The 18,208-nt window shown below is 49.0% G+C and carries 16 protein-coding genes and 3 tRNA genes; 18 read left to right on the top strand and 1 reads right to left on the bottom strand.

Translation table 11 applies throughout. From position 1 onward, the window contains the following. The first annotated feature begins 619 nt into the window (after positions 1 to 619). From uvrY to BS639_RS00060, 7 genes are all read left to right on the top strand, one after another. The gene (uvrY, locus tag BS639_RS00090; RefSeq protein ID WP_055778123.1) at positions 620 to 1,276 is read left to right on the top strand and encodes a UvrY/SirA/GacA family response regulator transcription factor; all 657 of its coding nucleotides are present in this window, start codon (positions 620 to 622) and stop codon (positions 1,274 to 1,276) included. Further along, on the top strand, positions 1,236 to 3,104 hold the full coding sequence (gene uvrC / locus BS639_RS00085) for an excinuclease ABC subunit UvrC (protein ID WP_072156459.1): 1,869 nt from the start codon (positions 1,236 to 1,238) through the stop codon (positions 3,102 to 3,104). The genes uvrY and uvrC overlap by 41 nt, the downstream gene beginning before the upstream one ends. Positions 3,105 to 3,161: 57 nt before the next feature. After that, positions 3,162 to 3,710 carry a CDP-diacylglycerol--glycerol-3-phosphate 3-phosphatidyltransferase gene (gene pgsA / locus BS639_RS00080; RefSeq protein WP_055778126.1) on the top strand — a complete coding sequence of 183 codons (549 nt, stop codon included), beginning with the start codon at positions 3,162 to 3,164 and terminating at the stop codon, positions 3,708 to 3,710. A 148-nt stretch (positions 3,711 to 3,858) separates the two neighbouring features. Then, positions 3,859 to 3,934 (top strand) — tRNA-Gly (locus tag BS639_RS00075). 54 nt (positions 3,935 to 3,988) lie between these two features. Continuing rightward, positions 3,989 to 4,062 (top strand) — tRNA-Cys (locus BS639_RS00070). A gap of 11 nt (positions 4,063 to 4,073) precedes the next feature. Continuing rightward, positions 4,074 to 4,160, top strand: a tRNA-Leu gene (locus BS639_RS00065). Between the two features lie 341 nt (positions 4,161 to 4,501). Further along, the gene (locus BS639_RS00060; protein ID WP_084981925.1) at positions 4,502 to 5,089 is read left to right on the top strand and encodes a histidine phosphatase family protein; all 588 of its coding nucleotides are present in this window, start codon (positions 4,502 to 4,504) and stop codon (positions 5,087 to 5,089) included. A gap of 103 nt (positions 5,090 to 5,192) precedes the next feature. Here the strand turns inward: BS639_RS00060 and BS639_RS00055 are convergent, their stop codons facing one another. Continuing rightward, the gene (locus BS639_RS00055) at positions 5,193 to 5,825 is read right to left on the bottom strand and encodes a LexA family protein (RefSeq protein ID WP_055778132.1); all 633 of its coding nucleotides are present in this window, start codon (positions 5,823 to 5,825) and stop codon (positions 5,193 to 5,195) included. 211 nt (positions 5,826 to 6,036) lie between these two features. Between BS639_RS00055 and BS639_RS00050 the strand changes: the two genes are divergently transcribed. The 11 genes from BS639_RS00050 to BS639_RS00005 form a co-directional block, all read left to right on the top strand. After that, complete coding sequence (locus BS639_RS00050) at positions 6,037 to 6,468, top strand: antiterminator Q family protein (protein WP_084981924.1); 432 nt, start codon at positions 6,037 to 6,039, stop codon at positions 6,466 to 6,468. 131 nt (positions 6,469 to 6,599) lie between these two features. After that, the gene (locus tag BS639_RS00045; RefSeq protein ID WP_084981923.1) at positions 6,600 to 7,799 is read left to right on the top strand and encodes an Ig-like domain-containing protein; all 1,200 of its coding nucleotides are present in this window, start codon (positions 6,600 to 6,602) and stop codon (positions 7,797 to 7,799) included. Positions 7,800 to 8,021: 222 nt separating this feature from the next. Beyond that, complete coding sequence (locus BS639_RS00040; RefSeq protein ID WP_084981922.1) at positions 8,022 to 9,260, top strand: Ig-like domain-containing protein; 1,239 nt, start codon at positions 8,022 to 8,024, stop codon at positions 9,258 to 9,260. Between the two features lie 162 nt (positions 9,261 to 9,422). Then, complete coding sequence (locus BS639_RS25085) at positions 9,423 to 9,665, top strand: hypothetical protein (RefSeq protein ID WP_055783754.1); 243 nt, start codon at positions 9,423 to 9,425, stop codon at positions 9,663 to 9,665. A 153-nt stretch (positions 9,666 to 9,818) separates the two neighbouring features. Continuing rightward, positions 9,819 to 10,124 carry a hypothetical protein gene (locus tag BS639_RS00030; protein ID WP_055782973.1) on the top strand — a complete coding sequence of 102 codons (306 nt, stop codon included), beginning with the start codon at positions 9,819 to 9,821 and terminating at the stop codon, positions 10,122 to 10,124. Further along, positions 10,124 to 10,618: a lysozyme gene (locus tag BS639_RS00025; RefSeq protein WP_084981921.1), complete on the top strand. Its 495-nt coding sequence runs from the start codon at positions 10,124 to 10,126 to the stop codon at positions 10,616 to 10,618. The genes BS639_RS00030 and BS639_RS00025 overlap by 1 nt, the downstream gene beginning before the upstream one ends. After that, the gene (locus BS639_RS24860; protein ID WP_158086912.1) at positions 10,615 to 11,034 is read left to right on the top strand and encodes a hypothetical protein; all 420 of its coding nucleotides are present in this window, start codon (positions 10,615 to 10,617) and stop codon (positions 11,032 to 11,034) included. Before BS639_RS00025 ends, BS639_RS24860 begins: the two co-directional genes overlap by 4 nt. Then, positions 10,931 to 11,149 carry an Rz1-like lysis system protein LysC gene (gene lysC, locus BS639_RS25335; protein WP_456153885.1) on the top strand — a complete coding sequence of 73 codons (219 nt, stop codon included), beginning with the start codon at positions 10,931 to 10,933 and terminating at the stop codon, positions 11,147 to 11,149. The genes BS639_RS24860 and lysC overlap by 104 nt, the downstream gene beginning before the upstream one ends. A gap of 47 nt (positions 11,150 to 11,196) precedes the next feature. Then, complete coding sequence (locus BS639_RS00015) at positions 11,197 to 13,848, top strand: beta strand repeat-containing protein (RefSeq protein ID WP_084981920.1); 2,652 nt, start codon at positions 11,197 to 11,199, stop codon at positions 13,846 to 13,848. Positions 13,849 to 14,021: 173 nt separating this feature from the next. Continuing rightward, the gene (locus BS639_RS00010; protein WP_084981919.1) at positions 14,022 to 16,067 is read left to right on the top strand and encodes an FUSC family protein; all 2,046 of its coding nucleotides are present in this window, start codon (positions 14,022 to 14,024) and stop codon (positions 16,065 to 16,067) included. Positions 16,068 to 16,227: 160 nt separating this feature from the next. After that, positions 16,228 to 18,208 (top strand): FUSC family protein (locus tag BS639_RS00005; protein ID WP_084981918.1); only part of this gene is annotated, 1,981 nt, incomplete at its 3' end.

Here is an 18,208-nt window from a genome sequence, read left to right as displayed (position 1 = left end):
CGAAATTAGCACAGAAAAATAATCCTAAACCGTCAAGTATGCTAGACGAATGGTCACAGATAAGACTACTTCAGATATTTTTCAGTTTTTTCATATTTAAACTGAGGGTATTACGTCATGAGTTAAATAAATTCAGGATAAATCAGTAATATATCGAGTGATTCCGCTGATGTTATTTTGCGCATTAATAAACCTTATATGAGTAAAGTCAGATGGCTTCTTAATGATTGCTCTTTTTTTGAGCGCTTGGCGGGTTTGCAAATGATTTTTATAGGATTTAATCTTATAATTCATTTTGGGTTGTAACCTTTGATGGAAGTTAATTTTTACATTATTAAAAATCATTTTTTTCACGATCAAAGCTTGGTTAATTTCTACCTGATGCAGTAAAATAGGTCAGCTAATTTAATTCGCTTTATTTTATATGTCCGCAGTCAGTTTGTTGTTTTCATGTTTTCTCGGTAACGTGTTTGACCTGACGCGGTAGACTCTTTTTTGCTTATGTATTGTTCTGTCTCTTTTGCGAATTTGCGCCGTTGTTTACCTACTAAACCGCAGTCACTTAGCAAGCTAATGAAAAATACGACCGTGTGACGCCCTTAATTTTGGAGAATTCTCTTTGATTAGCGTTCTTCTTGTAGATGACCATGAACTGGTGCGCGCAGGGATTCGACGCATTCTTGAGGATATCAAAGGCATTAAAGTTGTTGATGAGGTTCAGTGCGGAGAAGACGCCGTTAAATGGTGCCGCAGCAACTCAGTCGATATTGTCTTGATGGATATGAGTATGCCGGGGATCGGCGGGTTGGAAGCCACGAAGAAAATTGTGCGTTTTTGCCCAGACGTCAAAATTATCATGCTGACCATTTATACCGAAAACCCTTTGCCAGCAAAAGTGATGCAGGCTGGCGCTTCCGGTTATCTCAGTAAAGGCGCTGCTCCTCAGGAAGTGGTTAACGCTATCCGCCTGGTTGATTCTGGTCAGCGCTATATAGCGTCTGATATTGCTCAACAAATGGCCCTGAGCCAACTCGAGCCACAGTCAGAAACGCCTTTTGACAGCCTCTCAGAACGCGAGCTGCAAATTATGCTGATGATCACCAAAGGGCAAAAGGTCAACGAGATTTCAGAACAACTTAATCTCAGTCCGAAAACGGTGAACAGCTATCGTTATAGAATGTTTAGTAAACTAAATATCAACGGTGATGTAGAATTGACTCATCTGGCAATACGCCATGGTCTTTTCAACTCGGAGACGTTGTCTGGCAGTGAGTAATGAGCATTTTGACCCCCAGGCCTTTTTAAAAACGGTCACCAGCCAACCCGGCGTCTACAGAATGTACGACGCAACCGGGACGGTAATTTATGTCGGGAAAGCCAAAGATCTTAAAAAAAGGCTTTCCAGTTATTTTCGTGTCCAGGTTTCGAGTCGCAAGACGGAGACGCTGGTCAAAAACATTCAACAAATAGACGTCACGGTTACGCATACCGAAACAGAAGCGCTGCTGCTTGAACATAACTACATCAAGCTTTATCAGCCGCGCTACAACGTTTTGCTGCGTGATGACAAATCTTATCCGCTGATTTTTCTCAGCGCCGACAATCATCCCCGACTCACTATCCACCGCGGCGCGAAGCATGCCAAAGGTGAGTATTTTGGTCCTTTTCCCAATTCCTATGCGGTAAGAGAAACGCTGGCACTGCTGCAAAAGCTGTTTCCTATCCGCCAGTGTGAAAACAGCGTTTACCGCAATCGCTCGCGTCCTTGCTTGCAGTATCAGATTGGCCGCTGCCTTGGCCCGTGCGTCAGTGGATTGGTCAGTGAAGAGGAATATAAGCAGCAGGTCGACTATGTTCGATTGTTCCTGGCGGGTAAAGACCAGCAGGTGGTGACTCAGCTGATTGAGCGAATGGAAGACGCCAGTAAAAATCTGCGTTTTGAAGATGCAGGGCGCTTTCGTGACCAGATTCAGGCCGTGGGTCGCGTGACCGAAAGGCAGTTTGTGACCGGCAACAGTGAAGATTTAGACGTCATTGGCGTTGCCTTTGAGTCAGGAATGGCCTGCCTGCATGTGCTGTTCATCCGTCAGGGGAAAGTGCTCGGAAGCCGCAGTTACTATCCTAAGGTGCCGGGCGGCACTGAAATGTCAGAGGTTGTTCAAACCTTCGTCGGTCAATTCTATTTGCAAGGAAGTCAGGCGAGAACTTTGCCGGGTGAAATTTTGCTCGACTTTAGCCTGCCTGAGAAAGACCTGCTCGCCGAATCGCTCAGCGAGATGGCCGGTCGTAAAGTTCAAATACAAAGTAAACCGCGCGGCGACCGTGCACGCTACCTCAAACTCGCTCGTACCAACGCCACTACGGCGTTGACTACGCGTTTGTCTGAGCGCTCAACGATTCATCAACGGCTGGCCGAACTGGCCAAGACGTTAAATCTTGCGGAAATAAATCGCATGGAGTGTTTCGACATCAGCCATACCATGGGGGAGCAAACCGTGGCCTCCTGTGTGGTGTTTGACGCAAATGGTCCGGTGCGTGCCGAGTATCGTCGCTATAATATAACGGGGATCACACCCGGTGACGATTACGCGGCGATGACGCAGGTGCTTAATCGGCGCTACGGTAAATCGATTGAGGAGGCCAAGATCCCTGACGTCATTTTTATCGACGGCGGAAAAGGGCAGTTGGGCATGGCCTTGGACGTGTTCAAGGAATTGGATGTATCATGGGATAAATCCAAACCGCTGTTGATTGGCATTGCCAAAGGCGCGGATCGTAAAGCCGGATTGGAAACGTTATTCTTCAAAGCGGAAGGTGAGGGAATTGCTTTGCCTTCTGATTCTCCAGCGCTGCATGTGATACAACATATTCGTGACGATTCGCACAATCACGCGATTACCGGACATCGGCAGAAGCGTGCCAAGGTAAGAAACACCAGTGCACTTGAAGAGATAGAAGGCGTGGGGCCGAAAAGGCGTCAGGTTTTGCTCAAATATATGGGAGGCATTCAACCTTTACTGAATGCCAGTGCAGAGGAAATTGCAAAAGTGCCGGGTATTTCACACGCATTGGCAGAAAAAATTCATAATGCGTTGAAACACTAGGTTCATTGTAGCAACATACTCATAATATCTACATCGGACAGATAGTTACCTACGCACATGCAATTTAATATACCGACGTGCCTTACCCTGTTTCGCGTTGTCATGATCCCGTTCTTCGTGCTGGCTTTTTATCTGCCGTACGTTTGGGCTCCTACAGCTTGCGCCTTGATTTTCGTTCTCGCCGCGATTACCGACTGGTTTGATGGCTATCTTGCTCGTCGCTGGAAGCAAACTACTCGCTTTGGTGCGTTCCTTGATCCCGTGGCCGACAAGGTGCTGGTCGCGATTGCGCTAGTGCTGGTGGCGGAATATTTCCACGCCTGGTGGATAACGCTGCCGGCGGCGACCATGATAGCGCGCGAAATTATTATTTCTGCGCTCAGAGAATGGATGGCGGAGATCGGAAAACGTAGCAGCGTGGCGGTTTCCTGGATAGGTAAAGTAAAAACGATGGCGCAGATGCTGTCGTTGGTGGCGCTATTATGGCGTCCAAACGATATCGCTGTCGGCGTCGGCGTTGTCGCGTTGTACATTGCTGCGGTGCTGACTTTCTGGTCAATGTTCCAATATCTGTTTGCTGCACGTAATGATCTGCTGGAACCTTGATCGAACTGATTTAAAAAACGGCAATCAGTCACGATGAGCTGATAATTTTATTGACTCATCGCGTCAGCCAAGTAGAATGCAACGCATCGGAAGGCAGTGAGCAGTTAGCCAGAAGATAAGCTAAAAAAATCAGTAAGTTCTGATTAAAGCGGGAATAGCTCAGTTGGTAGAGCACGACCTTGCCAAGGTCGGGGTCGCGAGTTCGAGTCTCGTTTCCCGCTCCAAATTCGTTAGGTAGAACATATTTCTGGCTAACAGTAAGAAAAGTAAAGAATTAAGGCGCGTTAACAAAGCGGTTATGTAGCGGATTGCAAATCCGCCTAGTCCGGTTCGACTCCGGAACGCGCCTCCAATTTTCCCGGAGCCCGGGTGGTGGAATCGGTAGACACAAGGGATTTAAAATCCCTCGGCGTTCGCGCTGTACGAGTTCAAGTCTCGTCCCGGGTACCATGGAAAATTAGCTGAATAATCAAAAGCAATAAAGTAGTAATGTCGTTATGCCACCTTCGGGTGGTTTTTTTGTTTTTGGGGTTTCATAATATTTCTCCTTACCCCTCTATCATTTTCATCTCAATTGAAATTGCACTATCTTGCAGCATCCTCTGTGAAAGCAAATTGAAACGATTACTGCGTTTACTGAGCGTCTTTAATGCGGCATATTTTAGGGTGGATTCTTGGCGATTTTATTGTCACATGCTGGGTAATTCACCGGATTTCTCAGAATTAACTCTATGTAACACGTTGAACTACATTATTAAATCAGGGGTGCCAGATTGAAATCGCTAATTAGAATGGGTGGATTTGCTTTATTGCTGGCTACGGGCATCGCGAATATATCCGTAGCTCAGGCCGAACAAACCATCGTTTTTGTCCGCCATGGTGAAAAACCGGTTAACAGCAGCGGGCAGTTAACCTGTAAGGGACTTAACCGGGCACTGGCTCTGCCTGGCGTTTTGCTGTCCCGTTATGGAAAACCGGCTGCTATCTTCGCCGCGGGGCCGAAGGAAGATAAGTCAGGAAGTTCTCTCAGACCATTGACCACCATCACCCCAACGGCTATCCAGCTTTCTATGCCGATTGATATTCAGTTCCATGCGGATGATATTGCTGGCGTTCAAAAGGCACTGTTGAGCAACACGTATAGCAATTCACTGGTATTTGTTTCTTGGGAACACAAAAATCTCGATAAATTAGTTAAAAATATTATGAAAGCTGAGGGGGCTGACCCCACCACCGTGCCTACCTGGCCCGGCAGTGATTTTGACAGTATTTTTGTTCTAAAAATCAATCAGGGCAGCGCAAGCAACAAAATCAGCTTCCAGCATGAGGCTGAGAACCTGACTAATTTGTCAGAGCAATGTCCCGGCACCCATTCATAATAGGCCCGTATTGACAGTTCCCGAGCAAAGGGGCCTGCCATTAAAAAAGGAGCAAAGGTGAACGCTGCCTTGGCTCCTTTTTATAGGTCATGCGCTAATTAAATTATATTTCGTACTGTACGCCGCGTACTACGCCGATAATCTCGCAGTTGCCATTGATAGGAATGTTGGCATAGCGCGGGTTGAGTGGAACGAGATACTTATTCGGCCCGTCAATAACCAACTTCTTCATTGTTGCCTCGCTGGTTCCAGCAATGCGGGCGACAACGATTTTTCCATGAGTGGCCTCTACGTGAGGATCGACAATGACGGTTGAGCCTTCCGGGATACTCGGTAGCCCCGAAGGATTGGTCATTGAATCACCACGCACCGTTAGAGCAAATGAGTCTGATGATACGCGTAGGCCGGTTTCCATCCAGTATTCTGCTCTCTCAAAAAGTTCACTTGATTCTGACTCCGTGAATACACCTGCCTGAACCCACGAAAGAATAGGGATCTTTCTAACGCTGGTCACTAGGGGTTGTAGTCCTGCAAAATCAGTACCATAAAGTACATAAGCTTCTGTGGTATTGAAATATTTTGCAAGCTTCAATAACGATTCAGCTTTAGGAACGTTGAGATCTTTTTCCCAATATCCCACAGTGACATCCGAAACGCCGCAGTACTCACCCAGTGCTTTCTGCGTTGTCTTGGTTATTCTGCGAAGCCTTTTAAGTCGCGCGCCAACCGATTCCATAATCCACTCTCAATAAAATTAACTAAGTTATCTTAGTTTTATTTGATCAAATTTAACCTTGGATATATTATCTAAGTTAACTTAGCTTGTGAAGCACGTTTGCAAATGAAACTTAGAGAAGCCAGCGCAGGGTTTAGCGCCCTCAATCTGGAAAAGTTCCCGCAGCTGCAAGGCGGCAAAGCATGATTACGCGACCTGTAGAGGACATCTTATGAGAGATATACCACAAGTTTTAGAGCGCTGGGGCGGTTGGGCGGCGGCGGATAACAGTCAACTGGACTGGCAGAGAACGGCGAACGGCTTCAAAAGTCTGTTACCTAACACCTCAAAGTCGCGTCTTTCATGCTGCGATGAAGACGGTTTACTGATTGATGGATGTATCACGCGTTTAAAAACCCTAAGGCCTGAGGAGTATCAGCTGCTGGTTCTGCATTACGTTATGAATCAGCCGAAGCGCGCCATTGCCCGGGTCATGAAAAGGGATGAAAAGCTGGTGCGTATTATGCTGCAAATGGCTGAGGGTTTTGTTGAGGGGTGCCTGGCGATGATCGACGTACCGCTGGATATGGACCCGACTGTAGAAATTTATCGTGAACCGAAAAAAGTGCTCACGCGGTCCGCGAAAAGCCCGCTACTGTATTAATACTGGTTACTGAGTCACGTAGCCAACGTCAGTAAAGACCTCGCCCAGGCGGGGTCTTTACATTTAAAGGGTCACTTCGGTGGCCCTTTTTTTTCGACCCATGTACCTACAAAATAAAGAAGGACACATCCATGTATACCTTGACTCTTTCACTATCAACCAATAATCAAATTGTCGGAAAAATTGCAGATGTCGTTGAGGCTAAAGTTGTCGATGAAGCCGGGTCAGCCGTAGCAGGGCAGGTGGTCAAATTTAGCGCCGACAATAACGCCTATTTTCTTGGAAATGCCGTTACGACAGGAAGCAATGGCACCAACACTATTTCAGTATTCAGCCATACCGTGGGCAACTCGACGGTAACCGCAAAGCTTGTCGATGGCACCTCGGCCACTGTTGTTGTGACCTTTATCGCCGATCCCGGTCTGCCGCCGGTCACCACACCGGTGGGGGCATTAACGTTGATTCTTAACGTCTCGACCAATAATCAAATTGTCGGCAAAATTGCCGACGTGGTAGAGGCAAAGGTTGTCGATTCTACCGGCGTCGCCATCGCTAAACAGTCCGTGAGTTTCAGTGTAGATAACGGTGCCTACTTCCTAGACGGCAACAAGGTCATTACCGGCAGTAACGGCACGGCCAATATTCTCATATACAGCAATACGGTCGGTGATTCTGCGGTGAGTGCCACGCTGACAGACGGAACGTCGGCTAACACAGTGATTTCCTTTGTGGCTGACACCGGAACTCCCCCCGTCGTCAACCCGACCGGAAAAATGACGCTAACGCTCGATGCCTCTGTTAATCATCAGATTGTAAGCAGTACGCCGGACGTCGTTGAGGCGAAGGTGATTGATGAAACGGGCGCGGCTATCGCCGAACAGGTGGTAAGTTTTAGCGTAGATAATGGCGCCTATTTCATTGATTCAAATAAGATGAAAACTCAAAGTAACGGCACGACCAGTATCGCGATATTCAGTGATACAGCAGGTGATGCTACGGTTAATGCTACTCTGACAGACGGAACGGCAGCCAAGCTGGTGATAGGTTTTGTTGCCTCGGGAGGAGACTCTGGAACGGAACTGGCCGCCTTCAAAGCCGATGTCTCAACCTTTATTACTTATGTGCAACAAGCCTTTACGTCATTAGAGCAAAATGTGGGTTCCGCATTATTACAGCTTTCAACCTCGGTCACGGCTGAAGATGTACCCTCGGCGTGGACCCAGTTCGAAACCAACGCGAAGAGTTTTGAAACTTATTTCCAGCAAGGCATGGTGGCGCTGGGTCAAAACGTCGATGCAGCCTTTTTACAGCTCAAACAGAAGTATCAGTAACGCGTCGTCATTAACGGGAAAAAATAAATGGCGTGCGGAGTAAAAAACGCTCACGCGGTCCGCAAAAAGCCGTTTACTCTATCAATACTGGTTACTTAGTCACGTAGCCAACTCCTGTAAAAACCTCGCCTCGGCGGGGTTTTTTCGTTTAAGGGTCACTTCGGTGGCCCTTTTTTATTGCCTGGCATTTCTGCCAAACCTTAAATCAATTTAGGAAAAGTTATGTACTCAATTAGCTTCACTGCACTTAGCAGTAATCAACTCGTGGGCCCAAACGGTACTGCCAATAGGGTTGCCGCCAAGGTCGTTGACTCGAATGGCGTTGCGACAGCCGGATTAAAGCTGACCTGGAGCGCGGACAATGGCGCCAATCTTGACCTCACTGTCAATCCGGCAACCACTGACGCCAACGGCCAGGCGGTGGCCTATGTATTCAGTAATACCGTGGGTAATGCCAATCTGACCGCAACACTGGCAGACGGCACTTCAGCTTCTACGGTGATCAACTTTGTCGCCAAGCCCGAGACCCCGCCGGTCACTACGCCGGTCGGCCCGTTTAGCATCAGTCTGTTATCCCGAACCAGTAATCAACTGGCCGGGCCTAACGGGTCGGCCAATACTGTCGCGGCAACGGTGCTCGATTCTACCGGCGCGGCGGCGGCGGGACAGACGCTGACCTGGAGCGCGGACAATGGTGCCAATCTTGACATCACTGTCAATCCGGCAACCACTGACGCCAACGGCCAGGCGGTGGCCTATGTATTCAGTAATAACGTGGGTAATGCCAATCTGACCGCAACACTGGCAGACGGCACTTCAGCTTCTACGGTGATCAACTTTGTCGCCAAGCCCGAGACCCCGCCGGTCACTACGCCGGTCGGCCCGTTTAGCATCAGTCTGTTATCCCGAACCAGTAATCAACTGGCCGGGCCTAACGGGTCGGCCAATACTGTCGCGGCAACGGTGCTCGATTCTACCGGCGCGGCGGCGGCGGGACAGACGCTGACCTGGAGCGCGGACAATGGCGCCAATCTTGACCTCACTGTCAATCCGGCAACCACTGACGCCAACGGCCAGGCGGTGGCCTATGTATTCAGTAATACCGTGGGTAATGCCAATCTGACCGCGACACTGGCAGACGGCACCTTTGCCTCGGAGATCATTACTTTTGTCTCTAAAACGGCACTGCCTGGAACGGGCGATGATTCTCTCACCGCGTTCAAGACCGACGTGGCTACGTTTATTGCCTATGTCCAGCAGCAGCTCGATTCTGTTGGCCAAAACGTGGAGGCCGCCTTGTCACAGCTTGGCGCCTCAGTGACCCAAAGCAGTGTGACCGATGCCCTGTCTGCGTTTGAAACTAATGATGAAACGTTCAACGGGTACGTCGAGCAAAATGTTTCAACACTGAATCAAAACCTCAGTGCCGCATTTTTACAGCTTAAAACGAAGTATCAGTAAGATATTCAAGAGCCTGCGACCCGCAGGCTCAATTATTTCATGCAGTTCAAACCTTAATAACAGAGGTGAGGCGAAATGATTCAACACTTGTTCAACTGGCTGAAAAGCCTCTATTACATCCCCGTCACCGCGAGTAAAACCGCAACGCATCTGGAGAATTCTATGAATAACGAAACCCTAAGTTTCATACCCCAGCCTGGCGAGTCCATTGCCTCGCTGGCCAGCGCAGCCGCAGTTCTGCCCGTTGCAACGCCGGTCGCAATCTCAAACGAGGCGACACCTTCTCCTTTGGCAGACTTCAAAACCAGGGTTGAGGCGTTTGTTGCCTTTGTTGAAAAAGGGATTGAGGTGCTCGGGCAAGACGCCGAAGCCGAACTGGTGGCGCTTAAAGAAAAGTATCTTTAGGCCTTTGCAAATACCTCTAAAAAATACTCATGCGGTCCTCAATAAATCCTTAGCGCCGAATACTCAACCTTCCCTGACTTCTTGTCGCAACGTATTCCGGCGCTAATCCCTATGGCAACAGTGCACAGCCAACGGCAGTTGGAGGTGGAGACTATGAAAATGAACCCACAAAGTGACGGATTCTGGACGCATTTCTGGGCCACGATCACCGCACTATTTAGTGCGGCGGGTCTGACCACTGAGCAATGGATTTATGTGTTTTGCGCCATTTTTGGCGCACTGCTGTCGTTTAACTCTTATCGCAATAACAAGCTTGCTTTAAAGGAGAGGCAAAGCGAGGACGAAAAGAGAACCGAGATACTTCGGTCCTATCTGGCCGGCAGAAAAAATAATGCCGATATCGAGCCAGCAGGCGTTGCCAATGAGGTCAACGAAGTCATCAACAAGGTAGAAACATAATGGCTATGTCACCGGAACTGAAAAGCAAAATGGTTAAATTAGGCGGAGCAACCGCGCTAACCATCGCCATATCGCTGCTGGGCGGACCTGACGGTGTTGAAGGGCAGAGAAGCACGCCCTATCGCGACGTTGGCGGGGTATGGACAGTGTGCAGCGGCATCACCGGTCCCGACGTATTACCGGGAAAATATTACTCCGACAAAGCGTGCGATGCTTTGCTTATCAAGCATTTGGCACCGGTTAAAACGGCCGTTGATAACGCCGTAACCGTCCCTTTGGACCGCTACACCCGTGCCGCACTGTACTCCTTTGCCTACAACGTAGGCGTCAGCGCGTTCAAACGATCGTCCTTACTAAGGCACATTAATGCCGGTAATACCAGGCAGGCCTGCGATGACCTTCGGCGGTGGGTTTACGTCAATAAAAAACGCAATCGTGGCCTGATAAATCGGCGCGAGATTGACCGGCAGGTCTGCCTGATGGGGCAATCATGATCAATAAAATCGCGCTGATGACCACTCTGCTGGTGATGGCCTGCATCGGCCTGCTGATGTTTCTGGCTTTTCATTACTACGGTCAAACTGTTTCTCAGGCTGCGTCATTGTCCACACTGACCCAACAGAAAAAGGAGGCCGAGTTTATCGTCCAGTCTCAGGGGCTGAGCGTGGGTATTTTTAATCAGATTGCAGGGGCAACGCTAAATGACCAACAGACTAACCAAACCGCAAGTCAGAGGAGACAAACTATCATTAAACGAGTTCTTCAAACGGCGCCGTGCAATTTGGTGCCTGTTGCTGCTGCCGCTAATGACAGCTTGCTCAACCACTACAACGCAGTACGTCAAAGTTCCCGTAACACCGATACCCTCAGGTCTGCTCGCGCAGTGCCAGCCGTCTCCACCGCCCAGTGACCCCCTCACTTATGGCGCATCGGTGCTATGGAATGAGCTTTTACTCACCAATTTAGAAAACTGTAACACCCAGCTAGACGGCATCCGCCAAATAGAAGTCGCAAGACAGCACTGATCCACAACACACAAACCCTAACTTAATCAATCTCTAAGGATATTATCATGGCTAATGTATTAACGTTAACTCGCGTCACTAACGGCGCACAGGCAGACGGCAGCTCGAACAACTCATTCCAGGTACTGGTCAACGATTCTGTGACCGGCGCTGGCGTGGCGAACGTTACGGTAACACTTTCGGTAACCACCGGCGCCACTCTGACTGCCAGCACGGTCACTACCGGTAGTGCCGGCAGCGTGTTTGGCTATGTCACCAGCACTACGGCGGCCTCTTACGTGGTCACTGCGGCGTTAACGGGTGCAACCTCAAAAACCATTTCGGTTATCTTTACCTCTGCTGCTGAAACTGCGGCAGCGCAAAGGGCGCTCGAGACCATGCAGTCAGCACTCTCGGGCACAACCGGTTCGGGTTATGTCGGTTATGACCAAACTCTGACCTATGCCAGTGGCACCATTGGGGCATCATTAAGTCAGGCGGCCACTAATCTGACGACCAATAACAATAAGCTAGCGGCACTGGCGACCTCTACCGGCTCGGGTTCTGTGGGTTACGACTCAACCGTGACCTATGCCAGCGGCACGGTTGGGGCAGCCTTCAATTCTGCGGCCACTAATCTGACGACCAATAACAATAAACTGGCAGCACTGGCGACCTCTACTGGCGCGGGCTCTGTAGGCTATGACTCAACGGTGAGCTATGCAAGCGGCACGGTCGGAGCAGCCTTCAATTCGGCGGCAACCAATTTGACCTCAAACAATAACCAACTGGCGGCACTCGCCACGTCTTCTGGTGCAGGCTCGGTGGGTTATGATTCGACGGTCAGCTATGCTAACGGCACCGTCGGCTCGGCCTTCAATTCAGCAGCAACCAATTTAACGTCTAATAACAACCAACTGGCGGCACTCGGCACCTCGTCCGGTGCCGGTTCCGTTGGTTATAGCTCTACGGTGAGCTATGCCGGTGGCACTGTAGGCTCGGCTTTCAATTCGGCGGCAACCAATCTGACCTCTATTAACAATCAACTGTCTGCACTTGCCACCTCGTCGGGGGCCGGTTCCGTGGGGTATGACCAAACGATTGATTACGCCAACGGCACCTTGGGTTCAGCCTTCAACTATTCGGGCACCACTCTGGCCTCACAGACCAATAAGCTGGCACGCTATCTAGATATCGAAGACTTCGCCGATACCAACTCTGCGGCCGGTGACTGGACGACGGCTATTCAGGCGGCCATTGACGCGGCAGTGAGTCGTGGAATTCTTGAGGTGCGCGGCACCGGCAGCTATTCGATTTCTGGCACAGTCAAAATTCGTAATATTTTTGGCAACGGTTTGAATATTTCTATTCACTCCCTGAGCGTCAGCAGCAGCTTCCCGAGCAATACCTCATTCTGGGACGCAACGCCGATGATTTCCATTGGCGACCTGATCGGTAACGCCACCGGATTGAATCTGTTTATCAACGTACTTGACGGGGGTAGCAAAGCCGACGGTGTCGTCCCAACCGGCTATGGTTTCGCGTTGTCGCATATTCATATCGGCTCAGCGACCAACTGTATCGCGGTGGTTCGCACCGGCGCGCATCAGTGGCCAAATTCCTCGAACCAACTGACAGGTGATTACTGGTCGAGCAACTTTGTCGGCGTATTCTTGAAAAATGGGACCACTGGGACCAACCCAATCGTCGAAGGCTGGAAAGTTTCGGTCAAGTTTATTGCGGCGAACTACTGGGGCGGGATCTGGCTCTTCGACTGCGGTCAGTACGCACAGTTGAGCGGCGATTGGGATTATAACGGTCGCTACGTCGGGGTGGTCGAACTTGATTCTACCACCGGCCTGTCGTCGATTGCCGGTCAGACCGGACTGAAGCTCACCAATGGCACTACGCCGCTCGAGTTTCTGTTCTACTACACCTACCAAGGAAGCACCTACGCCGTGGTAGCTGCCAGCAGCAATATTTCAGTTTATGACGGCAGTGGCGTCTTTCCGTGGACCGTGGGGCAAACCATTAGTTGCACCACAGTCACCGGCGTGAGTCTGACTTATACTGCCGTCACGCTCTGCGGGGATAATGCTAGCAAGACCAACTTCTTCGATATCTTCCATGACTTTGAAAGGACGGCGTTTGGCAGAGTTCAAGTGACGGCGGGATATCTTTCAGGAATTATTGGCGGCCTGCTGCATACTTCCAATTTGCAATACCAAAACTCCTACGAGGATCCGACCGACTGCTTCCACGGACTGAGCGTGACCAACTCCGGCACCACGTTGGCGTTTATCAACACGCCGGTTGAGTCCTCAGCCTACTCGTATGTGACGGCGGACTACGTTAATTTCCAGAAAAAGCTCTATATGCAAGATCGCCTGTATGAGGGAACACCGGTGGCCATCAAGCTGGGGCCGTCCAGCACCACGTCTACCACGATTACGACTCTCAAAGACTCGGCGCAGGACAAGCACCTGGATGAAGGCAGTATTTATGATATTACCCTGAAAACCAACTATGCGGGGAACTGCGGTTCCTACCGCATATTTGTTCTTTCAAGTGGGGGCACCTATTCACACAACGTTATCTCGAGTTATAGCACCTCGGCCATTACGGTCGATTTTGTTGATAACACGACAGGGGTAGACATGAACTTCCGCCAGCAGGCCCAGTCGCAGATGGAGGTGGTGATCAACATTGTGAGAATTTAAACTGAAGCGGTAATGATGGGCCTGTCGTGCGGTTATTTATGCCGTACGTCAGGCCCTTTTAGTGCATGAATTGTGATTATTTTGTTACAAACTTAAAAAATTTAAAAAGCAGTACTCTTATCTCAATCGGTATAAAATACTGTTTTAGAATATTGTGAGCTGTTGATTAAAATATGAAATGGTTAACAAAAAATGCGATTTTGTTCGCAGTGAAGACTTGTGTAGCGGCATTTTTAGCCCTATACATTGCGCTTGAACTTAACCTCGATAAACCGGCCTGGGCAATGGTCTCGGTTTACGTCATCTCGCAGCTTTATTCCGCTTCAACTCTGTCAAAGGCGCTGTTCCGTTTTCTTGGCACCGTGTTGGGCGGGATATTTATTTTTCTTATCTATCCCATCACTGTCACTTTTCCGTTGTTGTTTAGCCTCAGTGTTTCACTGTGGGTAGCCTGCTGCCTCTATCTTTCGCTACATGACCGAACCCCGAAAAGTTACATCTTTATGCTGGCCGGATACAGCGCAGCTATCATGGGCTTTGCCGACGTAACCGTTCCGCTCGACATCACTTATACCGTGATATCGCGCGTTGAGGAGATAACCGTCGCCATCGTTTGCAGCAGTCTGATCCACATGTTGGTTTTCCCAGTGCGGATGCGCAATTTGCTGGAAAGCAGCGTAAGTCACTGGTACGACAGTGCCAAGAAGCTTTGCAATGAATTGCTTACTGCCGAAACAAAAGAAGGTTCACCGGAAAGAGAACATATTTTGGTGCAGATGGCGAATTATCCCCTCAGCGTCGAAGCTTTGATAACCCACCTGGTGTACGAAGGGGATTCCGCTCGAAAACTGATCCGCTTGGTTAGTGCTCAGTATCAGCACCTTTCTTATTTGATCCCCACTCTGACGGCAATTGAAAAGCGTTTGAGTTTATTGGCAGAGCAGGGCATTACCTTTCCTGACTTTGTGGCCGAGTCGTTTAGCCATTTTCTGCAGTGGTTGAACAGCCCTGAGCAGAGCGGCAATGCGCAGGCGATTCAGGACGACATCAGCGGATCGCAAGAAAGGATTAAAATGCTGTACGCCCGTGGAGAAATGAGTGCCGAAGAAGGGCTGCTGCTGATTGGCCTGATGGAGCGTTTGCAAAATTTTATTCGCCTCTCCGAGTCTTATTTGGGGGCCAAAGAGCGCGTTACATCGATTGCGCCCGAGAAAAAACGTGGCAAAACTAAATTAATTCGCAAGCACTCTGATAAAGGGTTAATCCTGCTTTCATGTTTTACCGCGTTTACCGCCACCATGATAGGGTGCCTGTTCTGGATAGGCACCGGCTGGAAAGATGGCTCAACGGCACCCATGATGGCGGCGGTGGTATGCTCATTTTTTGCCTCGTTAGACAGCCCGATTGCCTCCATGAAGGTGTTTCTGAAAGGCGTGCTGTTGGCGATCGTAATCAGCATCATGTACGTCGGTATTTTTATTCCCTTAACGATCACCTTTGAGTCTTTGGTGATTGTTCTCGCGCCAGGACTGATAGCATTGGGCTTAGTCATTGCCAATCCTTCAACCAACTTTATCGGACTGATTATCGCCACCCAGATCCCTGGGTTTATTGGCATGACTCACGACCTTAAGCCGGATCTGCTGTCGATTATTAATGCAGCGATATCAACGGTAGTGGGCATTGTTATCGCCGTAGTGCTCACGGCAATCATTCGCAACAAGCGACCTGCCTGGATGGCTAGGCGCGTATTGCGTCGTGGCATTAAAGAGCTGCTGCAGTTTACTTCTGAAATAAAAATGAATGCCTCGTCGCTACTGTCGCGCCAGCAGTATGTGGCAAGCATGATTGATAAAATAAATATCATTCTGCCGCGTAACAAAGTGGACCCTAGGCCGGGCGTGGCACTGGGTGGCAATTTGATCACTGAAGTCTGGTTAGGGGTCAACTGCTATGATTTTTATGCGCGCCACCAGGAATTGCTTAAAGAAAATATGCTCGACAGCGACGCGTTAATGGCTGAGATAACTGGATATTTTAAAATGCGATTGAAAAATATCTACCTCGCTCCCCCGGCGTCATTGCTTAACGAACTGGACAATCTGTTATTAAAAACGGAGGGGCTGTGTCGCACCGATATGCAGCTCTTCAGCCCGCTTTTTTATCTGTTTAACATCCGTATGGCGCTGTTCCCGAGCCAGCGCTGGCCAGTTGTCTAAAGCTAGCAGCATTCCTAATACATCAAGTCACCTCGCGGTGACTTTTTTGTTTTATTTGTACATAATTGCGAACATCTTTGTTACAAACAAAACAAGATAACAAGTTTCGTGGGGGTATAAAATAATCCTTTAAAATCTACGTGATTTGTTTAATTAGAAAATGAAGTGGCTAACAAAAAATGCTTTTTTGTTCTCGGTAAAGACCTGTATTGCCGCATTTTTGGCTTTATATATCGCTTTAAAACTCAATTTGGATAAACCCGCCTGGTCGCTGACGTCCGTTTTCATTATCTCCCAGCTCTACTCCGCCTCAACGCTGTCAAAGTCGGTGTTTCGACTGCTCGGCACGCTGCTCGGCGGCGCTTTCATCTTTTTTATCTACCCAATTACCGTACTTTATCCGCTACTTTTTAGTGTAAGCGTCTCTTTGTGGATAGCATTTTGCCTCTATCTGTCGCTGCATGATCGTACCCCGAAAAGTTATGTATTTATGCTGGCGGGTTACAGCGCTGCCATCATGGGCTTTGCTGACGTGGATTCCCCTCTGGACATCACCTATACCGTCATTTCTCGCATTGAAGAGATAGCGGTGGCGATCGTATGCAGCACGTTGGTGCACATGATTATTTTTCCCGTACGCATGAGCACATTGTTGGAAAACAGCGTCAATAACTGGTTTGAAAGCGCTAAGAAACTTTGCGGGGACATGGTAAGTCGCGTTTCTAAAGAAAAATCGCTGGAGCATGAACATATTCTAATCCAGATGGCGAACTATCCTTCCAACGTTGAAGCGCTGATCACCCACTGCGTCTATGAAGGGGATTCTGCCCGCACGCTAATTCGCATGGTTTCGGTCCAGTATCAGCATCTTTCCTATTTAATTCCGACGCTTACCGCGATTGAAAAACGTCTGATTTTGCTCAGCGAACATGGCATTAGCTTTCCAGATTTTATTGCCGAAACCTTCACCCACTTCCTACAGTGGCTGAATAATCCCGCACAGTTTGGCGATACCGGCGTATTAATCGAGGAGATGATCGCGTCGCAGGAAAGAATTAAGGCGCTGTACGTAGAGGGCGAAATGAGTGCTGAAGAAGGGCTGCTACTCACTGGACTGGTAGAGCGACTGCAAAACTTCATTCGTATCGCGCAGGCCTATCTGGCGGTTAAAGAAAAGGTTAACGCGCTGGGTGATGAACGGAATCCGGCGAAGTTTACGCTGTTTAAAAAACATGCGGATAAAGGACTGATTTTCCTCTCTTCGCTGACCATTTTTATTGTCACCATGCTGTGCTGCCTGTTCTGGATAGGCAGCGGGTGGAAACATGGTGGCACCGCCCCGGTAATGGCCGCCATCGCCTGTTCATTTTTTGCCGCTCACGACAGCCCGATAGCGTCACTGCAGGTGTTTCTCAAGGCGGTGATTATCGCCATTGCCGCCAGCCTGATTTATACCGTGATCCTTATTCCACTGGCGACCAGCTTCGAGGCACTGATCATTTGTCTTGCACCAGGACTGATAGCGTTGGGGATCATTATTGCTAATCCAGCGACCAACATTTTTGGATTGATTATCGCGACGCAAATCCCAAGTTTTATGGGCATGAGCCACGACTTTAGGCCCGATCCGCTGTCGATTCTTAACTCGGCGATCTCAACGGTGGTCGGCATTGTGATCGCTGTGCTAGTCACTGCGATCATTCGCAATAAGCGCCCCTCGTGGACGGCTAAGCGTGCGCTGCGCAAGGGAATTAAAGACCTATTGCAGTTCACGCAGACGATTAAAATGAATAAGTCTTCACTGCTTGGCCGCCAGCAATACGTCTCTGGCATGCTCGACAAAGTGAATGTTATTTTACCGCGAATTAAAATTGATCCGATCCCCAATGTGGCGCTGGGCGGCAACTTGATTACCGAAATTTGGCTGGGAGTTAGCGTGTTTGATTTCTATTCCAGGCACGAGGAGCTGCTGAAAAGTAACAGTATTGATACCGATGCGCTGCTTTTTGAAATTAATAATTTTATAAAAATGCGACTAAAAAATATTTATTTAGCACCGCCCGAGTCACTTTTGGGGGAGCTAAACGTGTTGCTGATACAGCTTGAAAGAGTTTGCCGTGCGGACATGCATTTATTTATGC

This window comes from Rouxiella silvae (assembly GCF_002093625.1).
Classification (GTDB): Bacteria; Pseudomonadota; Gammaproteobacteria; order Enterobacterales; family Enterobacteriaceae; genus Rouxiella; species Rouxiella silvae.
This window is presented reverse-complemented; position numbering and strand designations above follow the sequence as displayed.